At 39.3% G+C, this 18,307-nt stretch carries 15 protein-coding genes and 1 tRNA gene; 15 read left to right on the forward strand and 1 reads right to left on the reverse strand.

The window, feature by feature from the left end:
- Nucleotides 1–519: 519 nt before the first annotated feature.
- The 15 genes from glpK (AC3XNE_RS04960) (at nucleotide 520) to AC3XNE_RS05030 (ending at nucleotide 17,987) form a co-directional block, all read left to right on the forward strand.
- A complete protein-coding gene (gene glpK / locus AC3XNE_RS04960) occupies nucleotides 520–2,022 on the forward strand; it encodes a glycerol kinase GlpK (RefSeq protein WP_489833204.1) in 1,503 nt (500 codons plus the stop codon).
- 150 nt (nucleotides 2,023–2,172) lie between these two features.
- A complete protein-coding gene (gene glpO / locus AC3XNE_RS04965) occupies nucleotides 2,173–4,011 on the forward strand; it encodes a type 1 glycerol-3-phosphate oxidase (protein WP_489833205.1) in 1,839 nt (612 codons plus the stop codon).
- Nucleotides 4,012–4,158: 147 nt separating this feature from the next.
- A complete protein-coding gene (locus AC3XNE_RS04970; RefSeq protein ID WP_489833206.1) occupies nucleotides 4,159–4,878 on the forward strand; it encodes an MIP/aquaporin family protein in 720 nt (239 codons plus the stop codon).
- Nucleotides 4,879–5,120: 242 nt separating this feature from the next.
- Nucleotides 5,121–5,831: a GntR family transcriptional regulator gene (locus tag AC3XNE_RS04975; protein ID WP_489833207.1), complete on the forward strand. Its 711-nt coding sequence runs from the start codon at nucleotides 5,121–5,123 to the stop codon at nucleotides 5,829–5,831.
- 52 nt (nucleotides 5,832–5,883) lie between these two features.
- Nucleotides 5,884–7,125 carry a PTS sugar transporter subunit IIC gene (locus tag AC3XNE_RS04980; RefSeq protein ID WP_489833208.1) on the forward strand — a complete coding sequence of 414 codons (1,242 nt, stop codon included), beginning with the start codon at nucleotides 5,884–5,886 and terminating at the stop codon, nucleotides 7,123–7,125.
- Nucleotides 7,126–7,149: 24 nt separating this feature from the next.
- A complete protein-coding gene (locus tag AC3XNE_RS04985; RefSeq protein ID WP_489833209.1) occupies nucleotides 7,150–8,334 on the forward strand; it encodes a GNAT family N-acetyltransferase in 1,185 nt (394 codons plus the stop codon).
- Nucleotides 8,335–8,423: 89 nt separating this feature from the next.
- A complete protein-coding gene (locus AC3XNE_RS04990) occupies nucleotides 8,424–9,248 on the forward strand; it encodes a chitosanase (RefSeq protein WP_489833210.1) in 825 nt (274 codons plus the stop codon).
- A 32-nt stretch (nucleotides 9,249–9,280) separates the two neighbouring features.
- Nucleotides 9,281–10,372, forward strand: a complete 1,092-nt coding sequence (locus AC3XNE_RS04995) for a DUF871 domain-containing protein (RefSeq protein WP_489833211.1) — start codon at nucleotides 9,281–9,283, stop codon at nucleotides 10,370–10,372.
- Nucleotides 10,373–10,591: 219 nt separating this feature from the next.
- Nucleotides 10,592–11,041: a DUF3290 domain-containing protein gene (locus tag AC3XNE_RS05000; RefSeq protein ID WP_489833212.1), complete on the forward strand. Its 450-nt coding sequence runs from the start codon at nucleotides 10,592–10,594 to the stop codon at nucleotides 11,039–11,041.
- A 4-nt stretch (nucleotides 11,042–11,045) separates the two neighbouring features.
- A complete protein-coding gene (locus AC3XNE_RS05005; protein ID WP_489833213.1) occupies nucleotides 11,046–11,684 on the forward strand; it encodes a DUF421 domain-containing protein in 639 nt (212 codons plus the stop codon).
- A gap of 260 nt (nucleotides 11,685–11,944) precedes the next feature.
- Nucleotides 11,945–12,757: an FAD synthetase family protein gene (locus AC3XNE_RS05010; protein ID WP_489833214.1), complete on the forward strand. Its 813-nt coding sequence runs from the start codon at nucleotides 11,945–11,947 to the stop codon at nucleotides 12,755–12,757.
- A 114-nt stretch (nucleotides 12,758–12,871) separates the two neighbouring features.
- Complete coding sequence (locus AC3XNE_RS05015; protein ID WP_489833215.1) at nucleotides 12,872–13,765, forward strand: LysR family transcriptional regulator; 894 nt, start codon at nucleotides 12,872–12,874, stop codon at nucleotides 13,763–13,765.
- 445 nt (nucleotides 13,766–14,210) lie between these two features.
- The gene (glpK, locus tag AC3XNE_RS05020) at nucleotides 14,211–15,731 is read left to right on the forward strand and encodes a glycerol kinase GlpK (RefSeq protein ID WP_489833216.1); all 1,521 of its coding nucleotides are present in this window, start codon (nucleotides 14,211–14,213) and stop codon (nucleotides 15,729–15,731) included.
- Nucleotides 15,732–15,773: 42 nt separating this feature from the next.
- On the forward strand, nucleotides 15,774–17,528 hold the full coding sequence (locus AC3XNE_RS05025) for an FAD-dependent oxidoreductase (RefSeq protein ID WP_489833217.1): 1,755 nt from the start codon (nucleotides 15,774–15,776) through the stop codon (nucleotides 17,526–17,528).
- 60 nt (nucleotides 17,529–17,588) lie between these two features.
- On the forward strand, nucleotides 17,589–17,987 hold the full coding sequence (locus tag AC3XNE_RS05030) for a flavodoxin family protein (RefSeq protein ID WP_489833218.1): 399 nt from the start codon (nucleotides 17,589–17,591) through the stop codon (nucleotides 17,985–17,987).
- Between the two features lie 127 nt (nucleotides 17,988–18,114).
- Here AC3XNE_RS05030 and AC3XNE_RS05035 read toward each other — a convergent pair.
- Nucleotides 18,115–18,187, reverse strand: a tRNA-Lys gene (locus AC3XNE_RS05035).
- Nucleotides 18,188–18,307: the final 120 nt, after the last annotated feature.

An 18,307-nucleotide genomic window follows, 5' to 3' on the forward strand; every position in this document is an offset into this window, starting at 1 on the left:
TTTATTTTGTTGGTTTGATTGAGAATATAGAGGGAGGATAAGGGAAAAAGGACTATTTAAAAACCGTAGGATAATTGTTTTCTTTGGCAGAGTATAATTTAATGTTTGCATGATTGGTATAGTTTCGTTATAATTGTTCTCATGAAAACGTTTTATTCCTATACTAGCTATTATTTATTCTTAACACTAAGTTCATGAAGCAATCGGCAGGAAATAAAAAGCCGGCAGCTTTTTTGAAAATAATCGGCAATCATTGTGCAAGATAGACATTATATTTACTTATTTTTTTAGTGTGAATTCACAAATCGTAATTTGTTTGATAAAAATTTTATTATCGTTAAACACGTATATGTTAGCTTTTTAAGACTTTAGTTAGGTTCCTCTAAAAAAATATTGCAAACAATATGGTTGTCAAACTTAGGTTTGAGTTTTATAATAACATAAGTCAAACAAGTAAACGGTTTCTTGTTTTTTTAAATAAACTAGGGTGTAACGACCACTATATTAGGAGGATATCAAATGGCAGAAAAATATATCATGGCGATCGACGAAGGAACTACGAGTACTCGAGCAATTATTTTTGACCACAATGGTAAAGAAGTAGCTGACGGTCAAAGAGAATTTACTCAGTACTTCCCACATTCTGGCTGGGTCGAACATGATGCCAACGAAATTTGGAACGCTGTTCAAGCTACGATTGCTGATGCATTTATTAACTCTGGTATTCAGCCAGATCAGATCCAAGGTATTGGGATCACTACTCAGCGTGAAACTACAGTTATCTGGGACGCAAAGACAGGATTGCCGATCTACAATGCGATCGTATGGCAATCACGTCAGACTAGTGATTACGCAAACAAGATCATTGCAGATGGTCATTCAGATATGATCCATGAAAAGACAGGATTGTTGGTCGATCCATATTTCTCAGCAACTAAGATCCGTTGGATCCTTGATCATGTTGATGGTGCACAGGAACGTGCTGAAAAGGGAGAATTGCTATTTGGTACGATCGATTCATGGTTGGTATGGAAGTTAACTGGTGGTAAGTCACATGTTACTGACTATTCCAATGCTTCTCGTACAATGTTATTCAACATTCATGAATTACAATGGGATAAGGATATCCTAAAACTTTTGAATATTCCTGAAAAGATGTTGCCAGAACCAAAAGGGAACTCTGAAATTTATGGTTACACAATGGATTACCATTTCTATGGCAGCCGGGTTCCAGTAGCAGGTATGGCTGGTGACCAGCAGTCTGCTCTCTTCGGTCAATTGGCTTTGAAGAAGGGTATGGTTAAGAATACTTATGGTACAGGTGCTTTCGTGTTGATGAACACAGGTGAAGAACCTATTATCTCTGAAAATAACTTGTTAACAACGATCGGTTATTCGATCAACGGAAAAGTTAACTACGTACTTGAAGGCTCAGTCTTCGTGGCTGGCTCAGCACTTCAATGGTTACGTGATGGTATGAAGATGATCGAATCTGCTCCTGAATCAGAACAACTCTCTAATGAATCAGAGAATGATGACGAAGTATACGTGGTTCCTGCCTTTACTGGTTTGGGTGCTCCATACTGGGATTCAGCTGCTCGTGGTGCAGTTTTTGGTTTAACACGTGGTACATCCAATAAAGACTTCGTCAAGGCTACATTACAATCATTGGCTTATCAAACACGTGACGTTGTTGACACAATGTACAAAGATACTGGTATCGAGATCCCAGCATTGCGTGTTGATGGTGGTGCAGCTCGTAATAATTACTTGCTGCAATTCCAGGCCGACTTGTTGAATACACCAGTTGAACGTGTAGCTAACTTGGAAACAACAGCTATGGGTGCTGCATTTCTTGCAGGTTTAGGCTGTGGTTTCTGGAAAGATACAGACGAATTACAGCATATGTTTGAAATTGGCCAACGCTTTGATCCTGAAATGGATGACAAACGTCGTGATCATTTGTACACAGGATGGCAAGAAGCTGTTAAAGCAACAAGAACTTTCAAGCCAGCTGAATAATCGTGATCTAATACCTTTACAAGGTAAGAGAGAAGAAATTATTAAGAAGTTGAACAAGGCTAAATGCCTTATACAACTCGATCTTAACAAGACTGCGTGAGACATTCGATCGTCTCACGCAGCTTGACTAAAACGAGGAGGATATTGAAATTGAATTTTTCTTATAAATCGAGAAAGGAAACGATTGACGGACTTAAAAACACTGACTTAGATCTGTTAGTTATCGGTGGTGGTATCACTGGTGCTGGTGTAGCTATCCAAGCTGCTAAAGCAGGAGCTAAAGTTGGATTGCTTGAAATGCAGGATTTTGCTGAAGGGACAAGTTCTCGTTCAACTAAATTAGTGCATGGCGGTATTCGCTACCTGAAGACTTTTGATGTTGGGGTCGTGTCTGACACTGTCAAGGAACGTGCCGTAGTTCAAGGGATCGCTCCACATATTCCTAAGCCATTCCCAATGTTATTACCTATTTACGATGCTCCAGACCAAACATTTGATATGTTTAGTGTCAAAATCGCAATGGATCTCTATGACCGTTTAGCAGGTGTTGAATCAAGTCAATATGCTAACTATACGATCGACCGTGATGAGGTATTACAACGTGAACCAGGTCTGAAGAGTGACAAGTTGCTTGGCGCCGGTGTTTATCTTGATTATGTCAATAATGACGCACGTTTGGTGATCGAAAACATCAAGGGTGCGGTCGAATTGGGCGGTTTGATGGCAAGTCGTGTTAAGGCAGTTAGTGTTTCACATAATGCTGATGGTCAGATCGACGGTGTGACTGCACAAGATGTCTTATCTGGTGAAAAGTTTGCTATTAATGCTAAGTTAGTCATTAATACCACTGGCCCATGGTCATCTAAATTCCTCGGTTTGGATGATGAAAACGGCGATAATGGCCAAGTTATTCGTCCTACAAAAGGTGTTCACTTGGTAGTCGACGAGTCAGTGTTAAGTGTACCGCAACCAACATATTCTGATTCAGGTGCTGACGATGGCCGAATGATCTTCGTTGTGCCGCGTGAAGGTAAGACTTACTTTGGTACAACAGATACAGATTACACTGGTGATTACACACATCCTACTGTTGAACAAGCAGATGTTGATTACTTGTTAAAAGCTATCAATAATCGTTTCCCTGAAGCTGATATCACGATCGACGATATTGAAGCTAGTTGGGCGGGTATTCGTCCGTTACTTGGTTCCAATGCCGGGTCTGATTACAACGGCGGCGGTGCTAACACTGGTAAAGTTTCCGATGAAAGTTTCAATAACCTGATCGATACTGTTAATAAGTACAACAATGGTGAAGTGGAACGTTTTGATGTTGAGAAAGCTATCAGTTCCTTGAAGCAATCAAGCGGTGAGAAAGAAGTTTCTGCTTCGCAAATTTCTCGTGGATCGTCATTGGATGTTGGTGAAGATGGTTTGATCACATTATCTGGTGGTAAGATCACTGATTACCGTAAGATGGCTGCAGGTGCTATGGAATTGATCACAAAGACATTGAAGGATGAATTCAATATTGAGATCAAGGACATAGATTCTACTAAATTGCAGGTTTCTGGGGGTCACTTTGACCCAACAAATGTTGAAAAGACGTTAGAGTTTTATACAAAGCTTGCTGTTGGTAAGGGCATCCCTCAGGATGAAGCAGAAGACCTCGCAAATCGTTTCGGTTCAAATACAGGTCGAGTTGTTTCTTATGCTGAACATGTTGAAACTGCACCAGGCTTAAGTTTGGCAGATACTATCAGTTTGCATTATTCGATCAACGAAGAAATGACATTGACACCAGTCGATTATCTCTTACGTCGAACAAACTTTATTTTGTTCCATGAAGACAAGTTGGTAGCCAAGAAAGATGCGGTCGTTGACGAAATGGCTCGTATTTTAGGTTGGTCAGATGATGAGAAGCAAAAGCAGGCTGACGAATTAAATGCTCTTATTTCCGAGACACGTCTGGATGCTTTAAAAAATAAGTAAAGTAAGATAGTTAGTTAGCAGCTATTTATTTTGGATCTATCAGCTAACACCAAATGCAGTAGGTGCTACCTGCTGCATAATATATAATGTTTAAAATTAGAACGAAAGATCACTTTTGATTCTAAACACATACTAGGAGGAAAAATTATGGGATCTATTGCTACACAGGCAATTGGGGAATTTATTGGGACACTTGTTTTGATCGTACTTGGTGACGGCGTGTGTGCCGCTGTTAACTTGAAAAAGTCTAAAGCAGAAGGGGCAGACTGGGTCGTTATCGCACTTGGTTGGGGCCTGGCTGTAACTATGGGTGCTTATGTTGGCGGAATGATGGGTCCTGCTCACTTGAATCCAGCAGTAACAATTGGGTTTGCAGTTGTTGGTTTAACTAAATGGGCAGCAGTTGTTCCTTTCATTATTGCACAGATGTTAGGTGCTATTATAGGGGCAGCAGTTGTTTGGCTTGCATACTTACCACATTGGAAAGCAACAGAAGACGCAGATACTATTCTGGGCGTTTATGCAACAGAACCTGCCATTCGTAGTTTAGGTGCTAACTTTGTGACTGAGGCAATTGGTACGGCAGTCTTGGTACTTGGTTTGGCTACATTTGGTCATGGTTCAATGGCTGATGGTCTGAACCCATTGGTAGCTGGTAGCTTGATCGTAAGTATTGGCCTTTCACTTGGTGGCCCTACAGGTTATGCTATTAACCCTGCCCGTGATATGGGACCTCGTATTGCTCATGCTATTTTGCCGATCGCAAATAAAGGAGGCAATGACTGGGCTTACAGCTGGGTACCATTCTTCGGTCCTATCGTTGGTGGGATTATCGGCGCATTGATTTTCGCTGTACTGCCAATTTAATAAAAAACTAATTTACTGAAAGCTCTGAGACTGAAAGTCTTGGAGCTTTTTTTAGTTCTTTGAACGTACAAGGCTACTGTTTAATGTGAGAAAACGGTTAAAAATGTAAGCGTTTTATTGATTTTGATTTCTTTCGTGCTATTATAATTGGTGGGAACAAATATTAAATGGTCTAACAAATATAAAAAATATGTGATATAGTTTTCCGTTAATTTGAAGACTATTTGGAAAGGAGAAAATAGATGTATTCCAAAGTTGCCGAGGCGATCATTCAGGATATCTTGAACGATAAATATGTTGATAAACTTCCAACTGAAAAAGAATTAAGCGACAAATATCAAGTAAGTCGTAACACGATCCGCAGAGCGTTAGATGTTGTTTTTTCGCACGGGATGCTTAGGAGAGTCCAAGGAAGCGGGTACTATGTGATAAAAAGACCATTGCAATCCAAAAATATTTTAAATCTATCGTTAGTTTTTGAAAAAAATCCGGTTGATTCTAAAGACGCGCTTAAATCTAAACTTGTTACCTTTGATACCGTAAAGGCAGATGGGCAATTAGCCATACGGGGCAACATTCCTGTTGGTTCAGAGGTATACCGGGTCGTCCGTTTGCGTTATTTTAGAGATCGACTTTATGATTTGGAAGAGGCTTATTATCCGCGAAGTGAGGTTCCTTATCTCACAGAAGAAAACGCGAAAGGTTCGATCTTTAATTTTTTGCGTGAAACGTATCAGATCATTGGAGAAACTTCTGAAAACTATATTCATGTTGAGCTAGTAGATGATTATTACGCAGATCTATTGGAAACTAACAAAAATGATAAAATTTTGTGTCTTGATGCTATCAACTACTTGTCAAACGGCAACGTTTTTAACTTTTCAAGGACTTTTTTCGTGGACAATGATCTAGCGTTGTATTATCACACGAAAAATCTTGACTTGAACAATTAAATTGAATACTGGTCGTGGCTTACTCTGCTTTTTATGCGAGGAGGAGATCGCAATGAATAAATTTATGGATTGGTTGCAGAAGTATGTTATTCCACCGATGGCAAAAGTCGGAAATAATAAATATTTGGTCGCAGTGCGTAATGGGTTAGTCTTGACGTTACCAGCAATTATTAGTGGAAGTATCTTCCTGATTTTAGGAAATATACCGATCAATGCGTGGTTAAACTTTATCAAGCCGTATGAAGATTGGATCAACGTGGCTGTTAATGGTTCCTTTGGTATCATCTCTTTAATTGCAGTTATAGGGATCGGATATGAGTTAGCCAAAGAACTAAAGGTCGATCCGATCTCCGGTGCGGGGTTATCAACCATGGCATTCGTCATTCTTTCATTTGACGATAAGTTCAAGATCGATGTCGAGAATTTTTCTTCAACAGGACTATTCACGGCAATTATCACTGCTTTTATAGCCGTGTCGATTTATAGTTGGTTTATCAAACGGAATATAATTATCAAATTACCAGAAGGCGTGCCAAGTGCTGTTGCGAATTCGTTTGTTGCTTTGTTACCGGGATTTGTAATTTTGATTTTGTTTTGGGTGATCAGGGTCCCATTTGGTGTTGATGTTGGGCAAGTTATTCAAGCAATATTCCACCCATTGCTTTTTGCATTAAATTCATTACCAGGAATTTTGATATATACCTTACTTGTTAGTGTATTATGGGTATGTGGGGTACATGGAGACATGACTTTAGAGGGAATTGCAGATCCGATCTTCCTGCAATTTTTAGCTGCAAATGGTACGGCGTATGCTAATCATCAGCCATTACCTTACGTGACTGCTTCAGGTTTTTCTAGTTTATTCGTCAATGTTGGGGGAACAGGTGCGACAATAACGTTAGTTGCGTTGATGATATTTAGTAAGAGTAAAACGTATCGTTATCTAGGTAGAGTAGCATTTCCAAGTGCGTTATTTGAGATCAATGAACCGGTGATCTTCGGCTTTCCGATCGTCATGAATCCGATCACGATGATCCCATTTATAGTTGTCCCGTTAGTCTTAGCGACTCTTTCATATATTTTTATCAGCGTTGGATGGATCGCTGCGCCATCGGCTATGGTGCCATGGACAATGCCGCCGATCATCGGACCTTTGATGGCAACAGGATGGGATTGGAAGGCAGCAGTTTGGTCAGCCGTTGAATTGGTCCTGGCAGGCGCTATGTATTTCCCATTCTTTAAAGTTGCTGAAAAGCAGATGCTTGCTAAAGAAACTGAGGAAACAAATAAGTAAATTTCTCTATTAGGAGGTTTTAATTTGCCACAATTTCGTTTGAAAAGCTCAGAAGATCTTGAAAAATTCTATCAACTCTATTTATATGCTTTTAATGCGGTAGATGAACCTAGACGGCGAAAATATTTCTTTGAGCGCTGCCGTCATGGCCTAGTGTATGGAATAAAGCAAGATGAAAAATTAGCTAGCGCCTTGTATAGCTTACCTTTTCAAGTTGACTTTCATGGTAGCAAGTATTTGATGAATGGTATAGGAGATGTAGCAACTGCTCCTGAAAGTGCGGGAAAAGGTGGAGCTAGTACTTTGTTGCAGGAAGCTTTGGGCGAAATGGCGGCCAACAAAGTTACGTTATCTTATCTTGCCCCTTTTTCATATGAATATTACCGGAGGTTTGGCTACGAACAAGTTTTTAACCATGTTCATTATGCATTGACCAACCAGAATATTCCGGCCTTTAAACCCAAAGAAAATCAAGGCAGTGTTGTACGCAAAACGTTAAAGGAACATTTGCCGGAGGTTGAACAGTTTTATTCAGAGACTGCAAAAAAAGGCCTAAAGGGCGGGATATTACGAGAAAAGTGGTGGTGGTATTATTTACCGCTTAAAAATGACTGGCTGGTCGGCGTTTATTATACTGAAAATAAGCAAATGCAGGGCTATGTGATTTATGAATTCACATCAACGCAGTTGGTGGTCAAAGAAATGAGATATTCAACTACTACGGCATTTGAACATTTGTTGAGTTTTATCTTTAACCATAAAAATTCAGTCCGGCAGTTTTTGTTTGATTCTCCTGATCCTATATATCATGGGGATTGGCTTCTTGCTCCGGATGTTTTGGAGGCACACGTGTTTCCTTATATGATGGCGCGGATCGTTGATGTCGAAGATTTTATGTTGCGCTATCCATATTTAAAGCAGGACTTTGGTCCGATCACCTTTGGAATTGAAGATAATAACCTCCCGCAAAATTCCGGCGTGTGGGAACTTTCTTCTAAGGATGATACGGTCAAATTAATAAAATTGAGTGAATTAACGGATGATGTTAGAGAAAAAATCACCATTCAAGAATTTACTAAGATCTTATTCGGAGCCGAAAAAATGAAAAACAGTGTGATGGTGGGCAAGGCTGAGCTGAGCTTGGAAACAGCCGAACTCTTAGACGAAGTATTAGTAAATGAACCGCCAGAGTTAGTGGATTATTTTTAGGACCGCCAGGGAACTTTTTTGATTTGTTTTAAAGCTAGGCATAACTGTTTAAATATGGGACTTACTGAATAACTAAAAAGGAGAAGGAAATGAAGAAAAAATTCATTTATTTGGTACTTTCACTTTTAGTAGTAGTTTTATTTGGTTGCAGTCAAGAAAACAAGAGCAGCAAAAAAGCTGAACAAAAGGAACCAACAGTTAGTTTAACTGATAAGGATAAAAAAGAGACCGCGATGGAACTTGTGTCAAGTGCTGAAAATTCATCATTAGAATGGAAAAAACAGTACAGTTATATTGAAGATATCAAGGATGGTCGTGGATATACGGCCGGTATTATCGGTTTTTGCTCGGGCACGGGTGATATGCTTGAGGTCGTAAAAAATTACACTAAAGAAAAACCGGATAATAAGCTGGCAAAATTTCTCCCCGCTTTAAAAAAGGTCAACGGTTCTGACTCGCATGAAGGATTGGGAGTTGAATATGAAAAAGCATGGAAAGAAGCTAGTAAAGATGTTGACTTTCAAAAAGCACAAAATAAAATTAGAGATAGGGATTATTTTGAGCCTGCCGTGAAGCAAGCCAAAAAAGATGGCTTATCGGTCTTAGGACAGTTCATATATTATGATGCTATGATAATGCATGGACCTGGCGATGGTTCTGTTCCGGCAGAACAGAGTTTTCCTGGAATAAGAAAAACTGCTGTGAAGGCTTATAAAAACCCAAAGCAAGGTGGCAGTGAGAAAAAGTATTTAACTGTCTTTCTAGATAAAAGAGACAAGGTCATGCATATGGAAGACGCGCATGATGACCTAAGCCGCACGCAAGCTCAGCGCAAGTTTTTGAAAGAAAAGAATTACGATTTGAATAAACCATTAAAATTTAAAATGTATGGAGATCCATTTGAAATTAAATAAAGTGACTCCGTAGATAGATAAGAGGTTGAGAAATGAGACAATTAGGGATTTCAATTTACCCAGATCAAAGCAGTTTCGAACAGGACAAGCAGTATTTGCAACTGGCAAAACATTATGGTTATACAAGGATCTTTACTTCATTATTGCAATTAAAGGGCGCTGGTGGGGAGGACATCTTGGACAAGTTTCAAAAAACAGTGAACTATGCCAATGAATTAGGCTTTAAGACTGTGGTCGATGTTAACCCTGAATTATTTAAAGAATTGGGATTAAAATATAGCGACCTTCATGTTTTACATGATTTGGGTGTTTGGGGTATGCGGCTAGATGAAGGTTTTACCGGCATGGAAGAAGCACAAATGACCCATAATCCCTATGGGCTAAAGATCGAATTGAACATAAGCCGTGGTACGAATTATCTGGATAGTATCATGTCTTATTCGCCTGAGCTGGATAATTTGATCGGTTGCCACAATTTCTATCCGCAAGAATATACAGGCTTGAGTGATGCGATCTTTATGGATTATTCGCAAAAATACCGGCAGTATTCTTTGCATACGGCAGCTTTTGTCTCATCGCATGAGGCTAGCTTTGGACCTTGGCCGGTCAATGAGGGCTTGCCGACTATGGAAAGTGACAGACAAAGGCAGGTGTATAGTCAAGTAACACATTTGAGATTGACAGGCATGGTCGATGACGTGATCATCGGAAATGCATATGCTTCAGAAACCGAATTAGCGGCTGTTGCAGCAGCTTTCAAGAGTGATTATCCAACTTTACATGTTGACTTTTCTGACGAGATCTCTGCTTTGGAAAAAGAAATCGTTTTGACGTCGGCACATCTTTATCGTGGTGATGCATCGGAATATTTATTGCGAGACACTTTACCACGGGTAGTGTATGGTAAAGAAAGTATCCCTGCGCATACAAATGATTTTACGTTGACTAGGGGTGATTTTGTGGTGGTTAACGACGGTTATGCCCGGTACAAAGGAGAGCTCCAACTTGTTTTAAAGGAGATCCCAAATGATAGGCGACGCAACGTTGTTGGACATTTAAGCCAGGATGACCAGCCCTTATTAGGGCTTTTGCAACCCTGGAGCACGTTTAATTTAATTGAATGAAGGTCAGTCTGTAAAAAATAGATTTTATGAGAGAAAAACAGTGCTAGTTGATATTACTAGGGCTGTTTTTCTTTTTTCGTATCCGTATTTCGAGTATGATATATATAAAGTAGGAATAGAACTAGGCCCTACCAGCAAGGAAACCATCTTGTCTACTGAACTGCTGATCGAGCAGCAAAACCTATTGATGGTTGGACTTTAAACGAGGGGGGAGTACTAATGCAGTTTTATACATATCAATATTTGCTCGATGATCAAACTAAATTTCCCTATACCAGGATCATCGTTATTACTATTTTGGCAGTGGCCTTTATTGCTTTATTAGTGAGGTACTTTTGGGATAAGGGGGACGTCAAATATAAGGATCTGGCAGTTATCGTGGGAACGCTCTTGATCCTAACGGTAGCTATCCAATTTAACGACTACACTAATTTGAGAACTACGACTCAAAAAAGTGGGCAAGAGGTTTCTTTGGTTAAAGATGTTGCTAAAAGATTGAAAGTTAAACCACAGGAATTGAGTGTCAATAATACACAAACGGATACTGGTGACATTTTGGTTAAAAGCCCACATGGTTATTACCGGGTAATTTTTAACGATGACAATTCCGCTTACGCTTTAGAAAAAGTCAGCTTAAAACCTTCAAAGATCGAAGTTAAAGGGGAGTAACAAGATGTTTTCATATTCAGATATTTTCTTAAAATTAGTGATCGGTTTTGTTTTTATTACTTTATTGATCAAATTTAGTGGTAATGGCAGTTTGGCACCAACATCGCCGCTTGATCAGCTGCAAAACTATGTTTTAGGCGGTATTATAGGCGGGATCTTATATAATTCTGCGATCTCCGTCGCCCAGTATGTTGTAATTTTGTCAATTTGGGCGTTGTTGATGTTGGTAACTCGCTACCTTAAAATACATGTCCATATTTTTGGAAAATTTATTGATGGTGAGCCGACGACTGTTATTCGTAATGGGCAACTACTGGTGAACAACTGCCTGCGTGCGAATATGTCAGCGAAGGAGATCGATTTTAAATTGCGTTCTGCTGGTGTTGTAGATATTAGGAATGTCAAACGAGCTATTTTAGAACAAAATGGTAGTTTGACAATTTTAGGTAGAAATGATGAAGATGTACGTTATCCAATTATTGTTGACGGAAAAATTGATCCTGATGTTCTTGATGTCATGAATAAGGATGAAGCGTGGTTAAATAAAGAATTGAGTGCGCAAGGGATCAAAGATATCAAAGATGTGTATATGGCTAAATACCGTAAAAACAAGTGGGAAATAGCTACATATTTGAAACACTGATCTATCTGAAGTGATGATTGCAAAGGCAAATTGTAGGGTGTATCGTAAAATGTGGGTAAAATAAAATCGCTTGCAATGTATTTTTTGATAATCGTAGTTAGAGCTATATTTAAATTCAAAAAAGTCTTCCGAATGATGTATTTGCTGAATTGATTTAGCAAATATATTTTTTTCACTTTTTAGTGAGGGGATCTTGCTATATAATTTAGACTATTGATCAATTATGTATTTATAAAAGAGATTAGAATGGAGGAGAAGTATTGGAGGTTTATTATCTAAAAGCGGGCGATCTTAACCCAGAGCTTTTCGCACGACCGATGGTGATGGCTTTAGGTTTCTTTGATGGGGTCCATTTGGGCCACCAACAAGTTATCAACACGGCGCGCAAATATGGTCGGGAAAAGAACCTGCCCTTAGCGGTAATGACTTTTGATCGTCACTCTTCAATGATATTTTTTGATCCTGAAAAAAATTCGTTTCGTTACTTAAATACTTTACCAGAAAAAGTGAATCTGATGGAGAGACAGAAGGTCGATTACCTTTTTGTTGTTGAATTTTCACGTGAATTTTCCGGTATGGATCCAAAAGATTTTGTGCAAAAATATTTGATAGATCTGCAAGTTAAAGTAGCAGTTGCTGGCTTTGACTTTACGTTTGGCAAGTATGGTTTAGGAGATATGAAGCTTTTGGGAAAACTAGGCGATTCTAACTTTCAAACGGTGACAGTCCCTAAAAAAGATGAACATCATCATAAGATCAGTTCCACTAGGATCCGCAAAGCCATAGCTGATGGAAGAATGACGGATGCGGTCAAATTGCTTGGTCATGAGTATTTGATCGAGGGAAAATTACTATCAGACGACCAGATTTGGATCAGTAATAAGTATCAACAGCTTCCTTTGCCTGGCACGTATTTATGTGAGGTCGAGATCGGGTCAGAAAAATATCAGGTTAAAATCAAGATCCCTGTTGTAGGAGATAAGCCGTCTCACCCTATTTTTAAGGCGGATCTGCAAAGGTTTTCTGAGGCTAATTTAAAAGCTGATGCTGACGTGAAAATAATTTGGAATTAAAAATATTGAGCAATAACTTTGTGTACTCAATATTTGAATATAAATGATAGAAAGTTAGTAATTTGGTCATTGTCAGTCGCTATGTATGTGTCATTTTTAAGGTTGTGAGTAGATTTGAATTATAATATTTTGCCTTTTAAATATTTTGTTGACGTTGTGGAAACGCAAGGTTTCACTTCTGCAGCCAAACGAAATTTTATTTCGCAAACAGCTATTAGTAATTCCGTAAAAAATTTGGAACAGCAGCTAGACGTGCAGTTGATCGATCGTTCGACCTCACATTTTTTAGTAACACCTGCTGGTGAGGTCTTATACCGTGATTCAATAAAGCTGATCAAGGAATATCAGTCTTTTGCCGATAATTTAGGTAACTTAAAGCATTCTGGAACGCAAAAAAAGTTCTTAAAGATCCGTTATTTACGAGGATTCGGTTACTGGGCAACAGTTTTAGCTAGAAACTTAAAAAAAATGGACCCAACTATGGAAATTCAGATAGATACTGAGTCATTTTCTGACAGTATTACAAAATTAGACAATGGTAATTATGATATTCTAGTTAGTTTTTCAACCGCTGTCAGTAAAATTAAAAACATTGATTCTGTCCCGATCGGGATGGCTAATTTTTGTATCCTAGCTAATAAAGATATTTTTGACGAAGAAGGTAAAGTCAAGTCTAAAGTCGTTAAGAAAAAGCCGCTCTTCTTACAAAAGTGGACAGCTACTGACAGCAATGATGTTCAGGAAAAAATTCGGATCATTTTAAAGAAAATGGGGATCAGTTATTCGGAGGTCGTTTATCTGGACAGTTTCGATTCCGCAACTGCTAACGTTGAATTGTCAAAAGGGCTTGCATTATATCCGCGAGAATTCTCTATCCCTGACTTTTATCCCAATGTTTTGAAGTACATTCCAAAATTTCCAGATCTGCAGTATGATGTCATAGCAATTCATAAGAAACCTGAAGTCGGCAAACTTCTAAATAAATATTTACAATTTATGGAAGCCTGACTTCTAATAATTGAGTACTCTTTGAGAGACAGTAACAAGGTCAATAAGATCTTCGAGTTTTTTACAGGAGTACTTCTTTTTTCTAAACCGATGTGGATAGTGCAACAGCTTCGTGCTTGCTACTTAGATTTCGCGAAATAGACACGGCCTTAATTGTTTTTAAACATTGTGAATTAATACTCAAAATTTAAGGACTTATATGTAGGATGTTGAAGTCTATTTATTTCCCATAATTTATAAAGATTATAATCTATGCAATTTATGGCTGGTAATATAGCCTATAATTGGAGAACATAACTTGAAGTTATAAATGAAAACATTTAAATGTTACCGTTTACTTAAGACTGCGTGTACAATGAGCATTGTGAAAGGGAAGTAAAACTTTTAGCAAAAGATGTCCGGACCTTCTTTTTGTGAGTAAGTTTGTAAACGAGGAGGAAACATAATGGCTCAAAAATATTTGCTAGCGATCGATGAAGGTACGACAAGTACACGGGCAATAATTTTCGATCATGATGGCCAAAAAGTTGCAGAATCCCAAAAAGAATTTAGACAATATTTTCCAAATCCTGGCTGGGTAGAGCATGACGCCAATGAGATCTGGAATTCAGTTCAGTCTACAATTGCAAACGGTTTTATCAATTCTGGTGTTAAACCAGATCAAATCGTTGGTATTGGAATTACCAATCAACGTGAAACCACGGTGATCTGGGATAAAAAAACTGGTTTACCAATTTATCACGCTGTTGTCTGGCAATCACGCCAAACTGCTCCCTTGGCTAATAAGATAATGGCTGATGGTTATAAGGATATGATCCATGAAAAGACGGGCTTGATCCCCGATGCATATTTCTCAGCTACAAAGATCCGATGGATCTTAGACCAAGTTCCTGGAGCACAAGAACGGGCTGAGAATGGCGAGCTATTGTTTGGGACGATCGATACTTGGCTTGTTTGGAAGCTGACCGGTGGTAAAGCTCATGTAACTGATTACTCTAATGCAAGTCGGACGATGTTGTTCAATATTTTTGATTTGCAATGGGACCAGGAGATCTTGGATCTGTTAAACATTCCGTCCGTGATGTTACCAGAGGTTCGCTCTAATTCGGAAGTTTATGGTAGTACTATTGATTACCACTTTTATGGAAGCCAGGTCCCAATTTCTGGGATGGCTGGTGACCAACAATCTGCACTGGTTGGTCAGTTGGCTTTTGAGCCGGGGATGGTCAAAAACACTTATGGTACAGGTGCTTTTACAGTTATGAATACTGGGACTAGACCCAAACTTTCAGCAAATAATTTATTGACAACGATTGCATATGGGATCGACGGTAAGGTCAATTATGCTTTGGAAGGTAGTATCTACGTTGCTGGGTCCGCGATCCAGTGGCTGCGTGATCAAATGGAGATGATCGAAACAGCTCCTGATTCAGAGTCAGCCTCTAAAGAATCTACCAGCAACAATGAGGTCTTTGTGGTACCAGCCTTTACAGGACTTGGTGCACCATACTGGGATTCGGATGTCAGAGGTGCAGTTTTCGGGTTGACTCGAGGAACTTCACGCAATGACTTTATTAAAGCTACGTTACAATCTTTAGCTTACCAAAGTCGCGATGTCGTGGATACGATGAAAAAAGATACTGGTATCGACATTCCTAAATTAAAGGTCGATGGTGGTGCAGCTAAGAATGATTATCTTATGCAATTCCAGGCAGATATTTTAGGCACTGAGATCGACCGGGCTGCTAACCTTGAAACAACTGCTTTAGGTGCAGCATTCTTGGCAGGTTTGAGCATTGGCTTTTGGGACAGTATTGATGATGTCAAGAAGATCCAAACTGGTGGTAAAGTGTTCAAACCTGAAATGAAAGCAGCTGAACGTGAAAACCTGTATTCAGGCTGGCAATCTGCTGTTGTTGCTGCACAAACTTTCTCATTTGATCCATATTCATCGGAGGAAGATTAATAAGTTGTTTAAAAGTAAACTCAATAAAAAGGAGAGAAATTCATGTCATTTTCAATTGAAACAAGAAAACAAGAGATCGCTAAGTTAAAAAACGAGCAGCTTGATCTGTTGATCGTCGGTGGTGGTATTACAGGTGCCGGCGTTGCGCTCCAAGCTAGTGCCGCAGGAATGAAGACAGCATTGATCGATATGCAAGACTTCGGTGCTGGTACTTCATCACGTTCAACACGTTTAGTCCATGGTGGTATTCGCTATCTTAAGAACTTCGATGTTCAAGTTGTTTCGGATACTGTTAAAGAACGTGCTGTAGTTCAACATATTGCACCGCATATGACACAGGCTGATCCTATGTTATTGCCGATTTATGATGAACCTGGTACAACATTTACAATGTTTTCAGTTAAGGTTGCGATGGATCTGTATGATCATTTGGCAGGCATTGAAGGTGATTCACCGCTAACAAGATATGCTAATTATACGATCGATAAAGATGAAGCATTAAAACGTGAACCACAATTAAACCCAGAAAATCTAGAAGGTGCTGGAGTTTACTTGGATTACCAAAACAATGATTCACGTTTGGTAGTAGAAAATATCAAGAAGGCTCATGACGAGGGCGGTACGATGCTCAGCCGTATCAAGTGTATTGAGATCTTACATGATGAAAATGGTAAAGTTAATGGTGCGCGTGTTAAAGACTTACTGACTGGTGAAGAATTCGACATTAAGGCTAACATTGTGATCAATACTTCTGGTCCATGGTCAGACTTGGTTCGTGGAACAGATGATAAGAGTTCTAAGAAGTCACAAATGCGTCCCACAAAGGGCGTTCACTTAGTGGTTGACCAATCCAGATTGAGTGTACCTCAGCCAACGTACTTCGGTTCGGGTACAGACGATGGACGGATGATCTTTACTATCCCACGGGAAGGCAAGACGTATTTCGGGACAACTGATACTGACTATGATGGTGACTTGGAAGATCCTCAGGTAGATATGTCTGATGTTGATTACCTGTTGAAGATCATTAATAAGAAATATCCTAGCGCCCACTTAACAATTGACGATGTTGAGGCAAGCTGGGCAGGTATTCGTCCGCTCGTTGCTGCTGAAGATGAAGGACAAGAAGAAGTTGATGCAGTTTCAGGTGCTAGTGATTCTGGTGATACTTCAGCTCCTTCAGCAGTTTCCCGCGGCAGTTCCTTGAAGATGGCTAATGATGGCTTGATCACATTAGCTGGTGGTAAGTTGACTGATTACCGTGTAATGGCCGATGGTGCGATGGATATGATCGCGGACACTCTGAAAGATTCATTTGATGAGAAGTTTGAATTGAAAGATTCAGCACAGATCAAAGTTTCAGGTGGGGATTTTGACTCAGATCACGCGGAAGATGCTTTGGATGAGATCACACAAGAAGGTGTGAAAGTTGGGTTGCCAGAAGACGAAGCTCATGAAATTGCTAGTCTTTATGGTTCAAATGCCCATAATATTTTTCATCGTGCTAAAGTACTTCGACCTGCAGAAGGTTTGAGCTTGGCAGAAACTGCAGCATTGAACTATTCTCTAGATGAAGAAATGACATTGTCAGCAGTCGACTATCTCATGCGTAGGACCTATAACATCCTGTTCAAGAGTGACAAGTTGGACAAAGTTGCCCCAGGTGTTATCAAGGAAATGACTAAATACTTCGATTGGAATGACGATGAAGTTGCTCGTCAAGAAAAAGAAGTAAATGATGTTATTGCTGAATCTAAATTAAACGAGCTCAAGCAAGAAGTTAAATCTGCAAAATAATTTTTACAATAGAAAGAAATTTTCAGGTGAAATATTCATTTAGTAAAGGTGGAAAATCAATTGGTCGCAATTAGGTATTGTTCTAAATCAGGTAACACAGAAAAAGTTGCTAAACTTTTGGGAGAAAAACTAGGAGTAGAAGCTTTGTCGGTTGAAGAACCGCTTACGGGGCAAGTTGACAAACTATACTTGGGTGGAGCAGTCCATGGTAAGATGTATTCAGAGTTGAAAAAATTCGCTCAAGGACTTGATCCAAACCAAGTTGGTAAAGTATATATGTTTGGGACGTCTGGCGGTGCTTTTTCGATCAAAAAAGAATTGACATCTGCGCTGAAAAAAAGTGGTGTTAAGATCGGAGAGGAATCCCTGTTTCTACATGGTTTTGCTCCGAAGATCAAGGCGGAGCTAAACGATAATCAACTTGCAGAAGTAGATAAGTTTGTTGAAGCAACAAAGTAAATAGTAAGTAAAAGCTCCTCAAATAGCTCACAGTCACCTCATCGTTTTTTGATGGGGTGACTTTTTGGATATTGAAAAAGCGGTAATTTCAAATTATTTTGAAATTACCGCTTATCGTTTAATGTGATGGGCGGCCAGGGGCTCGAACCCTGGACCCACGGATTAAGAGTCCGTTGCTCTACCAACTGAGCTAGCCGCCCATAAGTGTGTTTTACGCAACACCAACAATAATTATATTAGCAATAAATCGAAATGAATGCAAGCTTTTTTTGCAGCAACAGGATAAAAAATATAGGAGTTATTTTATGTATGTTTTGACG

The sequence above is a fragment of the Ligilactobacillus sp. JN-6 (Y).1 genome, assembly GCF_058111525.1.

Coding starts and splice junctions, on each gene's coding strand:
- AC3XNE_RS04995 (WP_489833211.1), top strand. CDS start 9,281: ATGAGACAATTAGGGATTTCAATTTACCCAGATCAAAGCAGTTTCGAA.
- AC3XNE_RS05025 (WP_489833217.1), top strand. CDS start 15,774: ATGTCATTTTCAATTGAAACAAGAAAACAAGAGATCGCTAAGTTAAAA.
- AC3XNE_RS05000 (WP_489833212.1), top strand. CDS start 10,592: ATGCAGTTTTATACATATCAATATTTGCTCGATGATCAAACTAAATTT.
- AC3XNE_RS04975 (WP_489833207.1), top strand. CDS start 5,121: ATGTATTCCAAAGTTGCCGAGGCGATCATTCAGGATATCTTGAACGAT.
- AC3XNE_RS05005 (WP_489833213.1), top strand. CDS start 11,046: ATGTTTTCATATTCAGATATTTTCTTAAAATTAGTGATCGGTTTTGTT.
- glpK (WP_489833204.1), top strand. CDS start 520: ATGGCAGAAAAATATATCATGGCGATCGACGAAGGAACTACGAGTACT.
- AC3XNE_RS04980 (WP_489833208.1), top strand. CDS start 5,884: ATGAATAAATTTATGGATTGGTTGCAGAAGTATGTTATTCCACCGATG.
- glpK (WP_489833216.1), top strand. CDS start 14,211: ATGGCTCAAAAATATTTGCTAGCGATCGATGAAGGTACGACAAGTACA.
- AC3XNE_RS04970 (WP_489833206.1), top strand. CDS start 4,159: ATGGGATCTATTGCTACACAGGCAATTGGGGAATTTATTGGGACACTT.
- AC3XNE_RS04990 (WP_489833210.1), top strand. CDS start 8,424: ATGAAGAAAAAATTCATTTATTTGGTACTTTCACTTTTAGTAGTAGTT.